General features: G+C 67.5%; 23 protein-coding genes. 10 read left to right on the plus strand and 13 right to left on the minus strand.

Features of this window, described 5'->3' with window-relative positions; genetic code table 11:
- Positions 1–40 precede the first annotated feature (40 nt).
- Entirely contained in the window at positions 41–484 is a 444-nt protein-coding gene (locus KL771_RS13265) for a hypothetical protein (protein ID WP_261969036.1), read from the plus strand.
- 16 nt (positions 485–500) lie between these two features.
- On the opposite strand, the gene KL771_RS13270 is transcribed toward KL771_RS13265, so the two are convergent.
- From KL771_RS13270 to KL771_RS13280, 3 genes are all read right to left on the minus strand, one after another.
- Entirely contained in the window at positions 501–1208 is a 708-nt protein-coding gene (locus tag KL771_RS13270) for an alpha/beta hydrolase (protein WP_261969037.1), read from the minus strand.
- A 31-nt stretch (positions 1209–1239) separates the two neighbouring features.
- A complete protein-coding gene (locus KL771_RS13275) occupies positions 1240–1761 on the minus strand; it encodes a hypothetical protein (RefSeq protein WP_261969038.1) in 522 nt (173 codons plus the stop codon).
- 111 nt (positions 1762–1872) lie between these two features.
- Positions 1873–2901 (minus strand): helix-turn-helix domain-containing protein, encoded by a 1029-nt coding sequence (locus KL771_RS13280; RefSeq protein ID WP_261969287.1) that lies wholly within the window; start codon positions 2899–2901, stop codon positions 1873–1875.
- 198 nt (positions 2902–3099) lie between these two features.
- Between KL771_RS13280 and KL771_RS13285 the strand changes: the two genes are divergently transcribed.
- The gene (locus KL771_RS13285; protein WP_261969039.1) at positions 3100–3351 is read left to right on the plus strand and encodes a hypothetical protein; all 252 of its coding nucleotides are present in this window, start codon (positions 3100–3102) and stop codon (positions 3349–3351) included.
- A 74-nt stretch (positions 3352–3425) separates the two neighbouring features.
- Here the strand turns inward: KL771_RS13285 and thrS are convergent, their stop codons facing one another.
- Together thrS and yidD are read right to left on the minus strand one after the other, a co-directional pair.
- The gene (gene thrS, locus KL771_RS13290) at positions 3426–5399 is read right to left on the minus strand and encodes a threonine--tRNA ligase (protein WP_261969040.1); all 1974 of its coding nucleotides are present in this window, start codon (positions 5397–5399) and stop codon (positions 3426–3428) included.
- A gap of 70 nt (positions 5400–5469) precedes the next feature.
- Positions 5470–5805 carry a membrane protein insertion efficiency factor YidD gene (gene yidD / locus KL771_RS13295; RefSeq protein WP_261969041.1) on the minus strand — a complete coding sequence of 112 codons (336 nt, stop codon included), beginning with the start codon at positions 5803–5805 and terminating at the stop codon, positions 5470–5472.
- A 61-nt stretch (positions 5806–5866) separates the two neighbouring features.
- Between yidD and KL771_RS13300 the strand changes: the two genes are divergently transcribed.
- A complete protein-coding gene (locus tag KL771_RS13300) occupies positions 5867–6424 on the plus strand; it encodes an HD domain-containing protein (RefSeq protein ID WP_261969042.1) in 558 nt (185 codons plus the stop codon).
- Positions 6425–6828: 404 nt separating this feature from the next.
- Here the strand turns inward: KL771_RS13300 and KL771_RS13305 are convergent, their stop codons facing one another.
- Positions 6829–7281 carry an iron-sulfur cluster assembly scaffold protein gene (locus KL771_RS13305; RefSeq protein ID WP_261969288.1) on the minus strand — a complete coding sequence of 151 codons (453 nt, stop codon included), beginning with the start codon at positions 7279–7281 and terminating at the stop codon, positions 6829–6831.
- Positions 7282–7488: 207 nt separating this feature from the next.
- On the opposite strand from KL771_RS13305, the gene folE reads away from it, so the two are divergent.
- Positions 7489–8127, plus strand: coding sequence for a GTP cyclohydrolase I FolE (gene folE / locus KL771_RS13310; RefSeq protein ID WP_261969043.1), 639 nt, complete (start codon positions 7489–7491; stop codon positions 8125–8127).
- A gap of 127 nt (positions 8128–8254) precedes the next feature.
- Positions 8255–8737 (plus strand): phosphoribosyl-AMP cyclohydrolase, encoded by a 483-nt coding sequence (hisI, locus tag KL771_RS13315; protein ID WP_261969044.1) that lies wholly within the window; start codon positions 8255–8257, stop codon positions 8735–8737.
- Between the two features lie 72 nt (positions 8738–8809).
- Here hisI and KL771_RS13320 read toward each other — a convergent pair whose 3' ends face one another.
- Together KL771_RS13320 and KL771_RS13325 are read right to left on the minus strand one after the other, a co-directional pair.
- Positions 8810–9241: a CBS domain-containing protein gene (locus tag KL771_RS13320; RefSeq protein WP_261969045.1), complete on the minus strand. Its 432-nt coding sequence runs from the start codon at positions 9239–9241 to the stop codon at positions 8810–8812.
- Positions 9242–9375: 134 nt separating this feature from the next.
- Positions 9376–10137: a rhomboid family intramembrane serine protease gene (locus tag KL771_RS13325; protein ID WP_261969046.1), complete on the minus strand. Its 762-nt coding sequence runs from the start codon at positions 10135–10137 to the stop codon at positions 9376–9378.
- Positions 10138–10563: 426 nt separating this feature from the next.
- On the opposite strand from KL771_RS13325, the gene KL771_RS13330 reads away from it, so the two are divergent.
- The 3 genes from KL771_RS13330 (at position 10564) to KL771_RS13340 (ending at position 12966) form a co-directional block, all read left to right on the plus strand.
- Positions 10564–11187, plus strand: a complete 624-nt coding sequence (locus KL771_RS13330) for a PAS domain-containing protein (protein WP_261969047.1) — start codon at positions 10564–10566, stop codon at positions 11185–11187.
- Between the two features lie 233 nt (positions 11188–11420).
- The gene (locus KL771_RS13335) at positions 11421–12041 is read left to right on the plus strand and encodes a PilZ domain-containing protein (RefSeq protein ID WP_054357756.1); all 621 of its coding nucleotides are present in this window, start codon (positions 11421–11423) and stop codon (positions 12039–12041) included.
- A gap of 409 nt (positions 12042–12450) precedes the next feature.
- Positions 12451–12966, plus strand: a complete 516-nt coding sequence (locus KL771_RS13340; protein ID WP_261969048.1) for a transglutaminase-like cysteine peptidase — start codon at positions 12451–12453, stop codon at positions 12964–12966.
- 131 nt (positions 12967–13097) lie between these two features.
- Here KL771_RS13340 and KL771_RS13345 read toward each other — a convergent pair whose 3' ends face one another.
- Together KL771_RS13345 and KL771_RS13350 are read right to left on the minus strand one after the other, a co-directional pair.
- Entirely contained in the window at positions 13098–13634 is a 537-nt protein-coding gene (locus tag KL771_RS13345; protein WP_261969049.1) for a gamma carbonic anhydrase family protein, read from the minus strand.
- An 86-nt stretch (positions 13635–13720) separates the two neighbouring features.
- Entirely contained in the window at positions 13721–14050 is a 330-nt protein-coding gene (locus KL771_RS13350) for a DUF6949 family protein (protein WP_054361839.1), read from the minus strand.
- A gap of 94 nt (positions 14051–14144) precedes the next feature.
- Here KL771_RS13350 and KL771_RS13355 point away from each other — a divergent pair, with 94 nt between their 5' ends.
- Complete coding sequence (locus KL771_RS13355) at positions 14145–14855, plus strand: hypothetical protein (RefSeq protein WP_261969050.1); 711 nt, start codon at positions 14145–14147, stop codon at positions 14853–14855.
- A 7-nt stretch (positions 14856–14862) separates the two neighbouring features.
- Here the strand turns inward: KL771_RS13355 and KL771_RS13360 are convergent, their stop codons facing one another.
- The 3 genes from KL771_RS13360 to cysE all read right to left on the minus strand — a co-directional run bounded on the left by KL771_RS13360 (position 14863) and on the right by cysE (position 16620).
- Complete coding sequence (locus KL771_RS13360) at positions 14863–15075, minus strand: DUF3126 family protein (RefSeq protein ID WP_054357760.1); 213 nt, start codon at positions 15073–15075, stop codon at positions 14863–14865.
- Between the two features lie 133 nt (positions 15076–15208).
- Entirely contained in the window at positions 15209–15769 is a 561-nt protein-coding gene (locus KL771_RS13365) for a DUF2585 domain-containing protein (protein WP_261969051.1), read from the minus strand.
- A gap of 23 nt (positions 15770–15792) precedes the next feature.
- On the minus strand, positions 15793–16620 hold the full coding sequence (gene cysE, locus KL771_RS13370) for a serine O-acetyltransferase (protein WP_261969052.1): 828 nt from the start codon (positions 16618–16620) through the stop codon (positions 15793–15795).
- A gap of 198 nt (positions 16621–16818) precedes the next feature.
- Here cysE and KL771_RS13375 point away from each other — a divergent pair.
- The coding region (locus KL771_RS13375; protein WP_261969053.1) for an enoyl-CoA hydratase-related protein at positions 16819–17549 on the plus strand (731 nt) is incomplete at its 3' end.

Here is a 17549-nt window from a genome sequence, read left to right on the forward strand (position 1 = left end):
TGGTGCCCGCCGGTCGGGGGACCCACGGGAATCACCATCCATGCGCCATATCCGTATCGCTGCCCTTCTCGGTGCCGCTGCCGCCGCCTCGCTTCTCGCCGCCGCGCCGGCGTCGGCGCAGTCGCTGGAGGTCAAGAAGATGCGCGTCCAGCAGGAGGCCGACCTCTCGACCGCGCTGGCACTGACCAACAAGCGCTGCGGGCTGGACCTGAAGGCCGGCTTCGACTGGAAGAGCTTTGACGAGGCCGAGGTCTCAAAAAAGAACGTCGCGCCCTATTGCGCTGCCGCCCTCGATGCAATCGAGGATCTGTGCGGCGACCAGCTCGGCAAGGACGCGCTCAAGGACAAGATCAAGACGCTAAGCTGCGCCGGCGCCAAGGAGCCGGGCGCCGCACTCTCGGACGGCACGCTGACCTTCTCGTTCAGCCTGACCCCGAACCAGAACAAGCTCCTGGTCCGCTCCTTCCTGGAAAGGAATCTCTGACGGGATCCCCCCGGCATCACCGCCCGGCGAAGCCGACGACGGCCGAGACGACCTGACCGTCGAGACCGGCGAAGCCATGATGGCCGGCGGCCTGGCACGGGTCGCCGCCATCCGCGCCGCCGTCGAGCCAGGTCACGCTGGCCCGCCCGGCCGCCCAGGCCCGGAACGGCTCGACGCCGGCCGGCTGCGTGAAGCGGCAGCCGTCACGGCGGTGGTGGACGACCAGGGTGCGCGGCAGCGATCCGGCCGAACCGAGGATCTGGCTGACATTCGGCCCCGGCCCGGATTCGGGCGTCAGAAAGCCGGAGGTCAGTACCAGCTTGTCGGGTCGCACGCCGGCCGCGATCGCCTCCGCGGCGCGCTGCGTGCCGCGGCTGGTCCCGACCATCGTCACGGGGCGGGCGATCGCCGCCATGGTCTGCACCGCGGTGCCGAGATCGGCGCCCCGATCGGGCAGCAGCACTGCGAAGCCGGCCGAGACATAGGACTGCCGGGTGCGCACCAACTGGTTGCCGCGCAGGCCCGTGAAGCTGCCGTTCGCCCCGATATTCAGAACCCCGTCGCCGCCGGCGAGCAGGATGATGCTGCCGCGCGCCTTGCCGGCGGGCTTGATGAGAACGCCGCTGGCGCCGCCGAGCGTAACGGTCTCGTCGGCACCGGCCGGATTGGCCGCGATCACCATCAATGCCAGTGCGGCCGACGCCGCCCGTCCCCTGCCCGACATGTGCGAAGCCTCCCGACGGCCGCAAAGGGTCCTATTTTCCGAAGCAGATGCTCTCGAAACGCTTGATGGCGGCAGCCGGCGGCCCGGACGGGGCGAGCACGATCTCCCGCGAAGCAAGCTTCAGCTGGATCGGCCCCGCCCCGGCGAGAACCGGCAACAGCGTGGCGCGCAAGGACTTGCGGGTCGCCGCGTCGGCCTCGATATTCGCTTCAAAGCGCGACGTGACGCCGCCATCGTCGCCGTCGCCGATCGAACCCTGGAAGTCGATGCTGCCGCCGCCGCTGCGCAGGGTCAGCTTCGCCTCGCCGTCCGGGCGCTTCGGGATCAGGCCGGCGGTATAGACATCGAAACTGTCGACATCGCGCAGGCAGGCCAAGGTCAGTTCGCGCCGACCGTCCTTCTCAGCGACATAGTGCAGGAAGACGCGCTTGCGCGGATCCGTGCCGATCGACCAGCCGGCCTTGTCGCCCGGATCGGCCTGCGCCGATGCCGGCCCGAACAGGATCGCGAGGCCCAGAAGGGCAAGGCTCGTGACGAGGCACATGAGGCGCATGGCGATTTCCCTGTCGACCCGAGCGAGTGAGCCACTACCACATGAAAGCGTCAAGACGGACGGACCTGGGCGTCGGCCCTGGCCGGCGCCGGTGACGATCGCCGCATCCGATCACTGAGGTCGGCCCGGGAGGGGTTTCGATGGGACCGATTGCGGCACGCGCCGCCGCGCCTCGCCGGGCGAGCATCCGAAGCGCGTCCGATAGGCGCGATAGAAGGTCGATACCGAGTTGAAGCCGCAATCGAAGGCGATGGCCGCAACCGTCGCGGAAGCCGGCTCGATGCCGTGCAGCAGGTCGTAGGCCCGCCGCAGGCGCGCCTCCAGGACCTCGCGGCCGACACTCGTCCCGAACTCGGCCAGGAGGCCCTGCACGGTTCGCTCGGACAGCCCGAAATCGCGTCCGACCGAGGCAGCATCGATGTCCGGTTCCATCGCGCGGCGCCTGATGGCGGTGAGGATGAGGCGCGCTCTCGCCGCGACCGCCGCGCGCGCCCGATCGCCGCGCCGATCCTGGGCCCCGAAGGCGAGACCGACGAGATCGGTGAGGTGCTGCGTCGCCAACGCCTCGCCGTCCGGACCGGACAACGGATCGGCGATCAGGCCGAGGGCATAGCGAAGCAGGAGCCGGGCCGCACCGGGATCGGCCGGAGCCCGGCACGTCCGGTCGCCCAGCGCCAGGCCGGACGCCGCAACATCCGCTCCGGAAATCACGACGGCCACCGCGGCTCCGCCGTCCGGGGCCAGCGTCCGGTGCGGACGAGTATGATCGAGCAACGTGATGGCGCCCTGATCGAGAACCATGTCCCGGCCGGCTTGCGACGCGACCTTTCTGGCCCCGCCGACATTCGCGAAAATGAAGAAGGCCTGATCGCGATCCCGAGCGATCGCCTCGGCCGTGCGGTTGCCGACGGCCGATGTCGCGTCGGCGCGTCCGACCTCGCATCCCGGCAACCGCAGCAGTTCGACCGAGCCGCGAAATCCGTCCTCCCGGGGACAGTGGAAAGAAACACCATTGCCCGACAGGCAATCCGCCCAGCGCCGCACCCTGGCGGCATCACTCAGGCGGGGTCCGAGTTGTTCCGTCGAAAATCGCCATGTCGGCATGGGAGCGGCCTCCTGAACCCGACCGACCGCCTTCATCACATGCAGCGATCACAATACATCGGAAGGCTAGCACAGACCGGAAATGTCTCAATGGCAGACCATCGGCGCCGTGTTCCCATCGGGCGCAGGCCATCCGCGGCGTCTGGGAAGACGGCATGACCGGCGGCTGAAACGATGGACGGGCGGAACGGTCGCGCTGCAGCTCCACCCCCGACCGTCGCGGAGGCATCCGTCATGCGGAATCTCTTTCTTGCAGCCGCCCTCATCCTCGCGGCCACCTCCGGCTCGGAGGCCCAGATCGTCAACAAGCCGCCGAAGGGCGCTCAACAATGTCTGCGGGTCGATTCAACCGTCGGGCCGAACCAGACCCTGCTCGGCAAGAAATGCACCTGGAAATATGGCTGCCGCTGCACGGGCTCGTCCTGCACCGGCCCCACCGGTGAGCCGGTCTATCGCAACGTCGTCTGCACGCAGCTTCCCGGCTGATCCGGCGGGCGTCCGTGCCCTGACGCAAAGCGTCCGGAGCCGCACGCTGTGCGGCCCCGGACGGCAGGTCAGGATCAGCCCGTGCCGGCGCGGGCGCGCTTCACGTCCGGCGGGGTCGCCTCGTCGATGAGGGTGGCGAGGGCCTCGTCGAACTTCACCACCCGGTTCTCGTTGGAGCCGAGCCGGCGCACCGCCACGGTCGCCTCCTCGGCCTCGCGCTTGCCGCAGACCAGGATCACCGGGACTTTGGCCAGCGAGTGCTCGCGCACCTTGTAGTTGATCTTTTCGTTGCGCAGATCCAGCTCGGCGCGGATGCCGGCCGCCATCAACCGCCGGCGCACGGTCTCGGCGTAGCCGTCGGCATCGGACGTGATGGTCGCCACCACGACCTGGACCGGGGCGATCCAGAGCGGGAAATGGCCGGCATAGTTCTCGATCAGGATGCCGGTGAAGCGTTCCATCGAGCCGCAGATGGCGCGATGGATCATCACCGGCGTCTTCTTCGAGCCGTCGGCGTCGATGTAAAAGGCCTCGAACCGGTCCGGCAGGTTGAAGTCGACCTGGGTCGTGCCGCATTGCCACTCACGGCCGATCGCGTCCTTCAGCGTGTATTCGAACTTCGGTCCGTAGAAGGCGCCCTCGCCCAGGTTGAGCGCGATCTTGATGCGGCCGCCGGATTCCTCGGCAATCTGCTCGAGCACCTGGGTCATGATGGCCTCGGCGCGGTCCCAGAGATCGTCGGAGCCGACGCGCTTCTCTGGCCGGGTCGACAGCTTGACCTCGATCTCCTCAAAGCCGAAATCCGCGTAGACCGACAGGATCAGGTCGTTGATCTTCAGGCATTCCGCCGCCATCTGGTCTTCGGTGCAGAAGATGTGCGCGTCGTCCTGGGTGAAGCCGCGCACGCGCATCAGGCCGTGCATGGCGCCCGACGCCTCATAGCGGTGCACGATGCCGAATTCGGCCATGCGGATCGGCAGATCCCGGTAGGACTTCAGGCCGTGCTTGAAGATCTGCAGGTGGCCCGGGCAGTTCATCGGCTTGAGGGCGAAGACGCGCTTGTCTTCGGTGTCCTCGCCGGCCGACTGCACCGCGAACATGTTCTCCTTGTACCAGCCCCAATGGCCGGAGGTCTCCCACAGCACCTTGTCGAGCACCTGCGGGGCGTTGACCTCCATGTAGTCGCCCTTCAGGCGGCGGCGCATGTAGGCGATCAGTTCCTGGAAGATCGTCCAGCCCTTGGCGTGCCAGAAGACGACGCCCGGCCCCTCCTCCTGGAAGTGGAACAGGTCCATCTCGCGGCCGAGCTTGCGGTGGTCGCGCTTCTCGGCCTCCTCGAGCATATGCACATAGGCGGCAAGATCGGCGTCGTTGGTCCAGGCCGTGCCGTAGATGCGCGACAGCATCGGCCGGGTGGAATCGCCGCGCCAATAGGCGCCGGCCACCTTCATCAGCTTGAAGGAATTGCCGATCTGCCCGGTCGAGGCCATGTGCGGGCCGCGGCAGAGGTCGAACCAGTCGCCCTGGTAGTAGATCTTCAGATCCTGGTCGGCCGGGATCGCCTCGACCAGTTCGACCTTGAAGGCCTCGCCCTTGTCGGCAAAGACCTGGCGGGCCTTGTCGCGGCTCCAGACTTCCTTGGTGAAGGGTTTGTTGCGCGCGATGATCTCGCGCATGCGCTTCTCGATCTGGCCGAGCTCCTCCAGCGTGAAGGGCTGCCCGGGGCGATAGAAGTCGTAATAGAAGCCGTTGTCGATGACCGGACCGATGGTCACCTGGGTGCCCGGAAAGAGTTCCTGGACGGCCTCGGCCATGACATGCGCGCAGTCGTGGCGGATCAGTTCCAGCGCTTCCGGATCCTCGCGGGTGACGAACTGCAGGTGCGCGTCGGAGACGATCGGATCGCGCAGGTCGCTCAGCCGGCCGTCGAGCTTGACGGCGATGGCCTTCTTGGCGAGCGACTTGGCGATGGATTCGGCCACGGCGAGCCCGGTCGTGCCGGCCTCGAATTCGCGTTTCGCGCCATCCGGGAAGGTGATCTGGATCATGGTTTTCCTCCGGCTCACTCCCGGCGACGAACCCGGGTAAGCCTTTCTGGGTCTGACGTTTGTCGAGGGTTCAGAACCTGTCGACGATGTGCCGGCCGGTCCAGCGGCCGTAGCGCCAGGGCATATACCAGCAGGCCTGGGGCGGCAACTCGGCCGGAACCGGATCGATGCCCGACGATCCCCACGGTGCGCAGCGCAAAATCCGGGCAAGACCGATCCATCCGCCGGCCCACAGCCCATGCCGCGCGATCGCCTCTTCGGTATAGTCCGAGCAGGTCGGCAGATAGCGGCAGGTCCGCCCCATAAAAGCCGAAAAAGTGTAGCGATAGAGCCGGATCAGTCCGCGGGCCAGGAGGACGTGGGGCCCCCGGCGGATCGGCCCTTCGCCTTGGCAGTGCCTGCACATCGCGCCTCCGCTCCGCCTCCCCAGCCGTGACTTCCGCTCCCGCGCCGAGATCGGAGGGAGAATGTCCGACGACGCCGTCCTGATCACCCGTGCCGTCCATTTCGCAGCGGTCCACCACAAGGACCAGCAGCGCAAGGGGATCGACCGCGATCCATACATGAACCACCTGGCGGAAGTCGCCGCCTTTGTGGCCGCGGCCGATGCGGCCCCGGATGCCGAGGTGATCGCCGCCGCCTATCTGCACGACACGGTCGAGGACACGGTCGTGACCCATGCCGACCTCATCGACGGCTTCGGTGCGCGCGTGGCCGGCCTGGTCGCCGAGGTGACCGACGACAAGTCGCTGCCCAAGGCCGAGCGCAAGCGCCTGCAGATCGAGCATGCCGCAACCCTCAGCCCCGAGGCGCGGCTGATCAAGATTGCGGACAAGATCTCGAACGTGCGCTCCCTGGTGCACAGCCCGCCGCATGACTGGGCCCATGAGCGGCTGGTCGACTATGTCGCCTGGGCGCGGCAGGTGGTCGAGCGCATGCGCGGCACCGACGCCAGGCTGGAAGCCACCTTCGACCGCGTCGCCGCCGAGGCCGACCGGCACTTTGCTCGGCCTGAACCGGCGTGAAACCGTGAAGCCGTAGCGCCGTGATCCCGTTTTGCCGCCATCTCGGCACGGATGCGGCACCTCTCGGATTCAACCATTCGATCTAAAATTACACTCAAAAGATGCAAAAAGCCGCACAGACGACTTGGCGTCTGAGCGGCTTTCGCGACAAAGTCATGCACCCGGCCGTCGTCGGGTGTGCAAGCCGACACGCCTCGGCAAGGAGGTGACGGTCATGGTGAAGATGACCATCACGCTCCGGCTCGGAAAGTGGAGAGTCACGATCTCCATTTCCCGGTCAGTCCGGCAGGGGGATGGCCGCGAGGCCATTCCCCTAGCCTGCTGGCAGCATACACCGAAGGTTGCCGGTCCGGAAGACGCATCGTGGACCGGTCGCCGGCCAAACAGCCCCGCCGCCGGCCCAATCAGACGGTCTCGGCCGCAGCGCGGCGCTTCGCCTCGATCTGGTCCATGGCGGCGACGACCGCGTCGAAGGTCAGCAGGGTCGAGGCGTGGCGCGCCTTGTAGCTACGCACCGGTTCCAGATATTTCGCCTCCTCGAAGCGGCCTTCCGGCGGGGCGCCATTCTCCTTGAGCATGCGGCGGACGGTTTCGCGGAGGTCGCGCAATTCGGCGGCGCTCGCACCGACGACATGGCGCGCCATGATCGACGACGAGGCCTGGCCGAGCGCGCAGGCCTTCACGTCATGGGCAAAATCGGTGACCACATCGCCGTCCATCTTGAGATCCACCGTGACGGTCGAGCCGCACAGGCGCGAATGGGCGGTGGCGCTGGCGTCCGGATCGGCGAGGCGGCCGAGCCGGGGAATGTTGCCGGCCAGTTCGAGGATCTTCTTGTTGTAGACATCGTCGATCATGGGCAGCGCTTCCCACAGGATGCGACGCATCGTCCGGGCGTCCGGTCCTGCCGGCGAGCCTTATCGAGGCGTCAAAAAGAACTATATAGTCGATCCCAGCAGAGCTCGCATCCCGGCGCCGTCACGAAGGACGGAGGGGCGCGTGGTCCGAAACGCCAGCGGGGCCGTATGTTGAGGGAACCACGAGAAAGCCGGGAGATCTTCCCCATGGATGCCATCGTCAATCTCTACCGCCGCGACCGCGACGAGCGGCCCACGCCGCAGGACCAGGCCGGGCGACCGAGCCGAGCCGAAGCCGAAGCGGCCGTCCGCACGCTGATCCGCTGGGCCGGCGACGACCCGGAGCGCGAAGGCCTGCTCGATACCCCGAAGCGGGTCGTCAAAGCCTATGAGGAGCTGTTCTCCGGCTACCGCGCCGACGAGGCGGAGGTGCTGGCCAAGGTCTTCGAGGAGGTCGAGGGTTACGGCGACATCGTGCTGGTGCGCGACATCCCGTTCCACTCCCATTGCGAGCACCACATGGTGCCCTTCGTCGGCAAGGCGCATATCGCCTATTACCCGTCGCGCGGCGTGGTCGGCCTGTCCAAGCTCGCCCGCGTGGTCGATGTCTTCGCCAAGCGGCTGCAGACGCAGGAGACCATGACGGCGCAGATCGCCAATGCGATCGACGATTTCCTGAAGCCGCGCGGCGTCGCCATCCTGGTCGAGGCGGAGCATATGTGCATGTCGATGCGCGGCGTGCAGAAGGACGGCGTCTCGACGCTGACCACCCAGTTCACAGGCGTGTTCCGCGAGGATCCGACCGAGCAGGTGCGCTTCATGACGCTGGTGCGCGGCCTGCGCTGAACCGGCCGCCGGCCGCCGCTTCGCATTGACGCGACGGCCACCGCCCGCCGACGGAGTACGGCCGCGATCCGGACGGATCGTGCGGCGGACCGTTGACCGGCAACGGCCGCCGGCCTATGCCGCTGGCATGACCGACACTCCGCCCCGCTCCTTTCCCGCTCCCGGCGATCACGACGCGCTCGAACTCGGCACGCAGCTGACGCCGCGGTTCGACGCGGCCGGCCTGATCACCGCCGTCGTCACCGATGCCGTCTCGGGCGAGGTGCTGATGCTCGCCCATATGAATGCCGAGGCGCTGGCGCGGACGATCGAGACCGGCATCGCCACCTACTGGAGCCGCTCGCGCCGGAGCCTGTGGGTCAAGGGCGAGACCAGCGGCAACCGGCAGCTTGTCGCGGAGTTGCGCGTGGACTGCGACCAGGACGCGGTATGGCTGAAGGTCCGCGTCGAAGGCCACGGTGCCTCCTGCCATCGCGGCTACCGCTCCTGCTTCTATCGGGCGGTGCCGATCGGAGGGCCGGCCGACGCACCACTCGCCTTCGTGGAAGCGGATCCGACCTTCGATCCGGCCGATGTCTACGGTTCGGCCTGCGGCCACAAGCATCCGTGACGGCCGTCCCGGATCCCGCGCGGGATCCGGGTCGAGCACCCTCTCCTGTCTCCGGCCGCAGGCACCGGCCTGTCAGGCCGTGGCGATGTAGTTGCGGATTTCCTCGGCGTCCTTCTCGGCCTGCTCGATCCGGCGCTTGACCACGTCGCCGATCGAGACGACGCCGATCAGCCGCCCGGCCTTGACCACCGGCATGTGCCGGAAACGGCCTGCCGTCATCTTGGTCATCACGTCGTGGATCGTCTCCTCCTCATGGCAGGTGACGACGTTGCGCGACATGTAGCCGGAAGCCTTCTGCGACAGGGCGCCGGCCCCCTCCTGGGCCAGGGCGCGCACCACGTCGCGCTCGGACAGAATGCCCGCGATACCGCCATCCCGCGTGGTCAGCACCACGGCGCCGATCTTGTGCGTTGCCAGGGTCTCGCAGATTTCGGCGAGCGTGGCGTCGGGATGCTGGGTGACGACGCTACGGCCCTTGTCGGACAGAATAACCTTCACAGTCATTGGCGGAGCCTCCCTGATTTCGCAGCAGAGCGGGGCTCGCGGCCCCGGAGAGGCGCGAGCCGACCGGTTCAGCCGTCCTCCCTGACGGCTAGCGAACATAGTGAAGGTCGCAATGGTTCCAGGCAACCCCCCGCTCAGGGCGCGGGTCGACGATCGGGCCGGTCGAACAGCGGGAAGCCGAGAAGACCTGCCAGAAAACCACCGGCATGGGCCTGCCAGGCGATGCCGGAGTCGGGCCCCGCGAAGGCATCGGCCCCGGCCACGAGCAGCAGATTGGTCACGACCAGACCTGCGATCAGCAGGATCGCCTGCGGATCGCGGGCGAGCGAAAGGAGCGAGCGGCGCGGCTGCTCGGCCTTGCCGGCGAGATCGGGCCTCAGACCCTGCGGACCGAAGCGGAAACGCAGCAATCCGCCGAGCAGTCCGGAGACGATGCCCGAGGCGCCGATCATCGGGATGCCGGCGCCCGGATGGGACAGGAGATGGGCGAGCGCGCCGCCGGCCGCGGTGGCGACGCAGAAGGCCAGAAACCGGACGCCGCCCACCCGCCGCGCCACCGAGGCGCCGAGCGGCAGCAGCATGGCGGTGTTGGCGAGGACATGGAGCCAATCCACATGCAGAAGCGCGTAGGACACGAAGGTCATCGCCGCGGTGAGCGGCCCGCCGGGATAGCCCATTTCCGCGGCGTCGGCGGCAAAGCGCTCCGGGACGAAGGCGAACCAGAGCAGCACTTCAAAGTCGGTGTCCTGGGGGAGCGCCAGGCGGACGGCGTGGATCAGCAGCATGACGGCGGCGAGCCAGAGAACGGGCGCCGGAACGTCGCTGAAGAAGGGCTCGCGCCGGGGTTTCGCCGGCGGCTCTTCGACCAGTGAACTGTTGTGCTGATACCCGTACATGGCGTCCCGCAATCGGCTTCGACGCCTTCTCACATAACGACGATCCACCGAAAGGGAAGATCCGCGGCGGCCCGAAATCGGACCCGCCGACGTGCGGGAACCGCCCGCCCCGAAGGACGGACGGCTCCTGGTCGCGTCCACCTGACGACGGACCGTTCCGGTCCGGCCTTGCGGCTCTCCCCTGTCGTCGGTCGGGACCATGCCGTGCCGGGCGGCAGTTTCGCAATGGCAAGGTTTTGTTAACCCTAATCCCGCTTTGAGGCAGTCGGCCCCCGAAGGGTCCAGGAACGGCACGCATGCGGCTGGCACCGGGCGTGCATTTCGCCCCAAGCGCGGATGGCTCGACAGCTCGGCCGATCCCCTTGCGACCGGGCCGCCGCCCGGCCGGCACGGGGCGACGGCCTGCGGAGCCCGAGCGGGGGCGCCATGAAGAACCGAACGACACGCGAGCTCTATGACTACTGGCAACGGATCCGGGGCGATCGCCCGGCCCCCGAACGCAGCGAGATCGAGCCGGCCGATATCCGGACACTGCTCGCCGACACCTTCATCCTTGAGGTCGTCTCGCGTACCGACTACCGCTTCCGGCTCGCCGGCACCCGCATCTGCGCCGCCTACGGTCGCGAGATGAAGGGCAAGGAGTTCCTCTCCTTCTGGCGCGGCAAGGACCGGGAGGCGGTGGCGAGCCTGCTCGCCGCCATCCATGAGGATGCCGCGGCGGCGGTGCTCGGCATGGTCGGGCGCAGCGATCACGGCCGCGAACTGGCCTTCGAATGCCTGCTGCTGCCGATCAGCCAGCCGGGCCAGGGCTACTGCCGCGTGCTCGGCTGCCTGGTTCCGGCCGACGATCCCTATTGGATCGGCATCCATCCGATCATGACGCAGACCATCTCCAGCCTGCGATTGATCTGGCCCGACGAGCGGCCCTTCCGGATCGGCCTGCCGGAGGACGAGAAAGCCCAGACGCCGCGGCCGGGCACCGGCAGCCTGGTCCATTCCATGCGCCGGCGCGTCGCCCATCTGGTCGTCTATGACGGCGGGAAGTCGTGACCGACAATCGCCTCCGACCTGGTGGACCGCATAATAAACGTTTTGGATGTCAAGCCCGTTTCCGATCGCAGTCCGCGCATGGTTATCGGCGGCCAGTCCCAGGTAGCGGCCGTTCGTAACCAAAATCGTTCTTGATGGAGCCCCCGGCAAGATCCCCTTAACCATCCCGGTCTAGGCTGAGCTCCAGGACGCGTTCGGCCGCAGGCTGCGCGCATCGCGCTTCAGAGGCGTGGATGGCAGAGGCGAAGAAATCCAGCACCGCGCTTGCGGCAACATGGCACAAGCAGGATCGCCGCCGCCATCAGCGCGTCAAGGTGAACCTGCTCGGCCGGTTCATGCTCGAGAACAAGCGCGAATATCCCTGCCAGGTCGTCAACATGTCGCCCGGCGGCGCGGCCATGATCGCGCCCGTTTCGGGCACGGTCGGCGAACGCGTGATCGCCTATATCGACCATATCGGCCGCGTCGAGGGCAAGATCGTCCGTCCCCTGACGGGCGGGTTCGCCATGCAGATCGATGCAACGCTGCGCAAGCGCGACAAGATCGCCGCGCAATTGACTTGGCTTGCCAACCGGCATGTTCTCAACCTGCCGGAAGATCGCCGCCACGATCGCTACGCCCCGAAGAACCCCTTCGCGATCCTGACCGTCGGCGGCCAGCGCGAACTGCGCTGCCGCATCGTCGACATCTCGCTGTCCGGCGCCGCCCTGGCCATGGTCGAGCGGCCGCCGCTCGGCGAACAGGTCCTGCTCGGCAAGATCCGCGGCCGCATCGTGCGCCATTTCGACGACGGCGTCGCGGTCGAATTCGCCGTGCTCCAGACGATCGAGAACCTGGAAAGCCAGGTCAACTGAGGCCTGACCGCCGGGTCCGCAGACGTCTCCCGGCCTTCCCCGCCGGGCGGTTTTCATCAAACCTTCACCGCATTGGAACGATCGCCCGGCGCCGCCCGCAGCCCCGCGCCGGCAGGACGGCCGCAACCATATGCGCGCATCCACTTGATTCATCGATCAAAATCTCGATCGATAAAATTCGATACAAATAAGCTTCAAGTTTTCGGAGAGTTTGACTTACAGTCGACTTGAATTCGATCTGCGAACTTATACGCACATAAAAAGCATCAAGGTATCAATTGCCTCCAGGGACAGGGAGGCATTGATGTTCTTCGGCAAAGCATCAAGACATGCCATCGCATTCGGTCTGGCGTTGCTAAGCGTTGCAACGTTGGACGTCACAACAGCCAGAGCCGGCAACGCGATGGACATGCGCGGGACGACGGCGCCGCCGATCGGATTCGTGCAGTTCTGCAAGGAACATCTGGCGGACTGCGTCGGAACCGCTCCGGCAGCCGTTCGTGTCCCGATGAGCAAGGCGCGCTGGGACGAACTGGTCGCCGTCAATGCCTATGTCAATCGGGTGATCGAACCGGTCACCGACGAGGACCTCTACGGCGTTGCCGAATACTGGACCTATCCGCGCCAGGGCAAGGGCGATTGCGAGGACTATGTCCTCCTGAAGCGCAAGATGCTGATGGATCGCGGCTGGCCGGTGACCAGCCTGCTGATCACCGTGGTGCGCGACACCAAGAACCAGGGCCATGCCGTCCTGACGGTGGTGACAGATCGCGGCGACTACGTGCTCGACAACCAGCAGGCCCAGGTCCTGCCCTGGAACCAGACGGAATACCGCTACGTGAAGCGCCAATCCCAGTTCGATGTCGCGCGCTGGGACACGATCGAGGATCGCCGCACCGACACTGTGGCCTCCACGGGGCGCTGACGAGCAGCCAGGAATCCCATTCGGTCACGCGGACCCGGTCGCGTCCCCACCCTCCCCGTCCCCACCAGATCGGGTCCGCGTCTCGGGCCGGCACCGCAAGGTGCCGGCCCGAACCTTTTGGCGTGACGCCCTCAGGCGCCGGTCACGTCTTCCAATGTCGCGATGTAGCGCTTGAACCGGTCGGCATAGATCTGCGCGGCGCGGCGGAGCCCGTCGACGGCCTCGTCGTCCAGGCTGCGAATCGCCTTGCCCGGCGCACCGACGACCATCGACCGGTCCGGAAACACCTTGCGCTCGGTGATCAGCGCGCCGGCCCCGACCAGCGAGCCGGCACCGACCGCCGAGCCGTTCAGCATGATCGCCCCCATGCCGACGAGACTGTCGTCGCCGACCGTGCAGCCGTGCAGGATCGCCTTGTGGCCGACCGTAACGCCGCGGCCGATCGTGAGCGGAAAGCCCGGATCGGTGTGCAGCATGGCCATGTCCTGGACGTTGGCCCCCTCGCCGACCTCGATCCACTCGTTGTCGCCGCGCAGCACCGCACCGAACCAGATGCTCGCGCCCGGTTTGACGCGCACCTTGCCGACCAGCACCGCATCCGGCGCGATCCAGTAGGTTCCGGGCGCCGGCAGTTCCGGGCGCTGTCCTTCGAAGGCATAGATCGGCATTCACATCCCCCGCGATCGCGAAATCGGCGGGACCATGCCAGAAGCGCGCCGGCCGGGCGAGCCCGAATCCCCCGCTGCGATGCGGGTCAGGCGATCGTGTCGCGCAGGGCGAGGGCGAACTCGATCACCAGGATGCCGGAGCACAGGCTCCAGCCGGCGGCGATGAAGGCGCTGGCCGCCAGCCAGCCGAGAGGACGGTGCTCGATCAGCCGGCCGCGGATGGCATTGCGCATGATGATGAACGGGCCCGCGAAGGCGCACATCATGATCGCCCCGACCCCGGTAACCAGATTTTCGGTCGACACCGCGAAGGCCGGCGGCCGGTCGGTCATCAGTTGATAGAGGCTCGCCAGGAGCCCCGCCGCGACGAAGCCGGTCGCAACCGCATAGATCAGGATCATGGCGTTGAGAAACATGGCGGAACCCGACATTTACCGACGGTTAACCATTACCACGCAGCCTCGACACTGTCCCCGGCACCGACCCGGTTGCCCCGTGCGGACTGCAAACATGGTTAACGCGATGGGCTTCTCTTTGAGCGCCTTCAGACGTGCCGTTTCGGGTTCGGTGACGGTCTCCGCAGCGCTGCTGCTGGCGACACTGGCCGGGGTCTGGTCGGTCCGCGACCGGGTCTTCGGCATGCGCGACGGCGGGTTCGAGGACACCGGGCCGCAGGCCGTCGGCATGACGATCGCCGGCCAGAAGCTTGCCGTGCCGACCCATCTGATCCGTTTCGATGACCAGCGCAGCGGCGGGACCCACGGGCGGGTCGATCTCGCCTTCACATGGCCCGATCTCGCCGCCGTGCAGGCGCGCAGCGTCCGCACGCTCGACGACGCCACGCCCGATCCGGCGGTCGTCTTCGTCTCGATCGAGCCGCGCCAGAGCCCGCTCGATACCTCCGCCCGTCTGACCGCGGTCTATGCCCGATTCTTCGTCGGCGCACCGATCGAAGGGCCGAACGGCCTGGTCGGCCAGCGCATGGCGTCCGGGTCCGGCTATGAGGATGAACTGATCTTCTACGAGCCGGGCGGCGCACGCCCCTTCGCCGCCCGCTGCTTCGCGACCGACGGCGACAATCGCGCCACGACCTGCCTCAGGGAGATCGCCGTCGGCCCGTCGCTGGTCGCCCTCTATCGGTTCCGCTATGCGCTGATGCCCGACTGGCGCAGCCTCGACGAACGCGTCCGGGCGCTCGCCGAGGGCCTTCTGTCAAGCTGACGACGGTTCAGTCGTCCAGGTCGGATTCCAGGATGGCCATCTGGACGTTCCAGCTGACCTCGCCGTCCTCGTCGTCGCGGAAGATGACCGCGATGAACTCGTCGCCCAGGAAAAGCTCGGCGGAGTCCTTCTTGCGCGGCCGCGCTTCGATGCGAAGCGTCTGGTTGTTGAACTTCCGGCGCAGATAGCCCTGCAGCTTGGCGATTTCCTGCTTGTCCACGCGATCTCTCCGCTCCTTGGGCCGCCTTTGCGGCCGATCGTCCGGGGGCCGCCATCGCGACCGTCTCGGGGCCGGCTATCGCATGATCGAGGCGACCCGTCAAAGCCGACCATGCGGCTCTCCCCGGCTTCCGTCACCGCCCCGCCTGCCACGCAGAGATCGCCGCAACCGGATGGATCAGCTGCAGGACATTGAGGGTGAGATTGTCGCGCACGATGGCGGCGAGGCCGATCTCCACGGCCAGCACGAGCCCGATCGTGATCCGGATCGGCAACCATGCCGCAAGCCCTAAGCCGAACATCGCCATCGCCGAATCCGACAGCGAATTCAGGATGCTGTCGCCCGTGTAGCCGCGCGCCAGCGCCTGCACCCGATAGCGTTCGACGATGACCGGGGTGTTTTCGATCAGTTCCCAGCCGACCTCGACGGCCAGCGCTATCAGGGCGAGTTGCCGGACGGCGAGACGCGGCAGGATCAGGCGCACGCCGGCGAAGAACAGGATCCCATGGAGGACATGGGTGGCGCTGTACCAGTCCAGCAGATGCTGCGACGTCTCCGCACTGTCGATGACGCCGTGCCAGAGTTTCACGCTGCCGCAGGGACAAATCCAGGGCCGCCCCATCAGCATCAGGCCGGCGACCTGGACGCCGAGAATCACGGCCAGCACGAGGCCGATCAAAAGCCGGGAGCGCACCTGTGCGATCGATCCGCCGCCGCTCAGATCTGAACGTCGTGTTCGTGCAGCATCTGGTCCATCGCGCGCGAGGGCTCGTTGCAGGGCGCCTCGCCGACGATTCTCGCCGGCACGCCGGCCACCGTGGTGCGCGGCGGCACCGCCTTCAGCACCACCGAGCCGGCGGCGACGCGGGCGCAATGGCCGACCTCGATATTGCCGAGGATGTTGGCACCGGCCCCGATCAGGACCCCGCGGCGGATCTTCGGATGGCGGTCGCCGGTTTCCTTGCCGGTGCCGCCGAGGGTGACGCCCTGCAGGATCGAGACGTCGTCGTCGATCACAGCGGTCGCGCCGATCACGATGCCGGTGCCGTGGTCGAAGAAGACGCCGCGGCCGAGCGGCACCTGCGGATGGATGTCGACCTGGAACACGGCCGAGGAGCGGCTCTGCAGGTAGTAGGCGAAGTCGCGCCGTCCGCGCCGCCACAGCCAGTTGGCCAGGCGATGCGTCTGGATGGCGTGGAAGCCTTTGAAATAGAACAGCGGCTCGATGTAGCGGTTGCACGCCGGATCGCGGTCGAAGACGGCCTGCATGTCGACGCGGATCACGTCGCCCAGATCGGGCTCGGCGGCGAGCGCTTCCTCATAGGTCTGCCGGATCAGGGCCGCCTTGACGGTCGGGTGGTCGAGCCGTTCGGCGATCCGGTGGATGACCGCATCCTCGAGCCGGTCGTGGTTGAGCACGGTCTCCCAGACGAAGCTGGCCAGCGCCGGCTCTGCCGACACGATGGCTTCGGCTTCCGTGCGCACCCTCTGCCAGAGGGGGTCGACATTGGGCAGATGGACAGGCTGGGATTGGTTGCGCTGCATCGTCGTCTCTCCTCGGGGGCAAGGTCCCGGGTCTGCGTCATCCTACCACAGCCGCGGTCGCGCCGCGACATGGGCCGCCTTTGGTTCCGATATAGGAGCCGCGCGCGGAGCGGGCCAGTGCCATGCCGGGCGCCTCGGCGGATTGACAGGACCCGGCCCGGCGGCTTCTCTCGCGCCCGCGAACAACGAGGGTCCGACATGGTCGAAAGCGTGGCAACCGCCGATCCCCGCATCCGCGTCGAAGTGGACGGCGCCGTCGGCCGGCTCCTGGTCGATCATCCGGCCCGGCGCAATGCGGTCTCCCTGGCGATGTGGCAGGCCATCCCGGGTGCGATCGCCGGGCTGGAGGGACGCGACGATGTCCGCGTGATCCTGGTCTCGGGGGCGGGCGACCTCGCCTTCGTATCGGGCGCCGACATTTCCGAGTTCGCCGAGGTTCGGCGCGACGCCGTCACAGGGGCGGCCTACGAACGTGCCAATGCCGAGGCCTTCGCGGCCCTGCGCGAAGCGCGGAAGCCGACCGTGGCGGTGATCCGCGGCTTCTGCCTCGGCGGCGGCATGGGGCTGGCGGTGGCCTGCGATCTGCGGATTGCCGCCGACGATGCCGTCTTCGGCATCCCCGCCGCCCGGCTCGGCGTCGGCTATCCGCCGGAATGCATGCGCGACGTGGTCAATGCGGTCGGGCCGATGCGGGCGAAGGAACTGTTCTTCACCGCCCGCCGCCTCAACGCCCCGGAGGCGCTGGCCATCGGCTTCCTGACCCGGACGGTGCCGGCCGCAGACCTCGCCGCGGAGGCCGACCGGCTCGCCGCCGAGATCGCCGACAACGCACCGCTGACGCTGCGCGCCGCCAAGGCGGCGATCGGCCTGGTCTCGGGCGACCCGGCGGGGGGCGGTCCGGCCGCATCCGGTCCCCACAGACCCGTCGG

It is taken from the genome of Prosthecodimorpha staleyi, from assembly GCF_018729455.1.
Taxonomy (GTDB): Bacteria; Pseudomonadota; Alphaproteobacteria; order Rhizobiales; family Ancalomicrobiaceae; genus Prosthecodimorpha; species Prosthecodimorpha staleyi.

What these genes read in the sequence shown, in the direction of transcription:
- KL771_RS13350 (WP_054361839.1), bottom strand. Translation starts at nt 14,050, where the DNA reads ATGTTTCTCAACGCCATGATCCTGATCTATGCGGTTGCGACCGGCTTC.
- KL771_RS13285 (WP_261969039.1), top strand. Translation starts at nt 3,100, where the DNA reads ATGCGGAATCTCTTTCTTGCAGCCGCCCTCATCCTCGCGGCCACCTCC.
- hisI (WP_261969044.1), top strand. Translation starts at nt 8,255, where the DNA reads ATGACCGACACTCCGCCCCGCTCCTTTCCCGCTCCCGGCGATCACGAC.
- cysE (WP_261969052.1), bottom strand. Translation starts at nt 16,620, where the DNA reads ATGCAGCGCAACCAATCCCAGCCTGTCCATCTGCCCAATGTCGACCCC.
- KL771_RS13345 (WP_261969049.1), bottom strand. Translation starts at nt 13,634, where the DNA reads ATGCCGATCTATGCCTTCGAAGGACAGCGCCCGGAACTGCCGGCGCCC.
- KL771_RS13340 (WP_261969048.1), top strand. Translation starts at nt 12,451, where the DNA reads ATGCGCGGGACGACGGCGCCGCCGATCGGATTCGTGCAGTTCTGCAAG.
- thrS (WP_261969040.1), bottom strand. Translation starts at nt 5,399, where the DNA reads ATGATCCAGATCACCTTCCCGGATGGCGCGAAACGCGAATTCGAGGCC.
- KL771_RS13305 (WP_261969288.1), bottom strand. Translation starts at nt 7,281, where the DNA reads ATGATCGACGATGTCTACAACAAGAAGATCCTCGAACTGGCCGGCAAC.
- folE (WP_261969043.1), top strand. Translation starts at nt 7,489, where the DNA reads ATGGATGCCATCGTCAATCTCTACCGCCGCGACCGCGACGAGCGGCCC.
- KL771_RS13270 (WP_261969037.1), bottom strand. Translation starts at nt 1,208, where the DNA reads ATGTCGGGCAGGGGACGGGCGGCGTCGGCCGCACTGGCATTGATGGTG.
- KL771_RS13280 (WP_261969287.1), bottom strand. Translation starts at nt 2,901, where the DNA reads ATGAAGGCGGTCGGTCGGGTTCAGGAGGCCGCTCCCATGCCGACATGG.
- KL771_RS13330 (WP_261969047.1), top strand. Translation starts at nt 10,564, where the DNA reads ATGAAGAACCGAACGACACGCGAGCTCTATGACTACTGGCAACGGATC.
- KL771_RS13300 (WP_261969042.1), top strand. Translation starts at nt 5,867, where the DNA reads ATGTCCGACGACGCCGTCCTGATCACCCGTGCCGTCCATTTCGCAGCG.
- yidD (WP_261969041.1), bottom strand. Translation starts at nt 5,805, where the DNA reads ATGTGCAGGCACTGCCAAGGCGAAGGGCCGATCCGCCGGGGGCCCCAC.
- KL771_RS13265 (WP_261969036.1), top strand. Translation starts at nt 41, where the DNA reads ATGCGCCATATCCGTATCGCTGCCCTTCTCGGTGCCGCTGCCGCCGCC.
- KL771_RS13335 (WP_054357756.1), top strand. Translation starts at nt 11,421, where the DNA reads ATGGCAGAGGCGAAGAAATCCAGCACCGCGCTTGCGGCAACATGGCAC.
- KL771_RS13355 (WP_261969050.1), top strand. Translation starts at nt 14,145, where the DNA reads ATGGTTAACGCGATGGGCTTCTCTTTGAGCGCCTTCAGACGTGCCGTT.
- KL771_RS13320 (WP_261969045.1), bottom strand. Translation starts at nt 9,241, where the DNA reads ATGACTGTGAAGGTTATTCTGTCCGACAAGGGCCGTAGCGTCGTCACC.
- KL771_RS13325 (WP_261969046.1), bottom strand. Translation starts at nt 10,137, where the DNA reads ATGTACGGGTATCAGCACAACAGTTCACTGGTCGAAGAGCCGCCGGCG.
- KL771_RS13275 (WP_261969038.1), bottom strand. Translation starts at nt 1,761, where the DNA reads ATGCGCCTCATGTGCCTCGTCACGAGCCTTGCCCTTCTGGGCCTCGCG.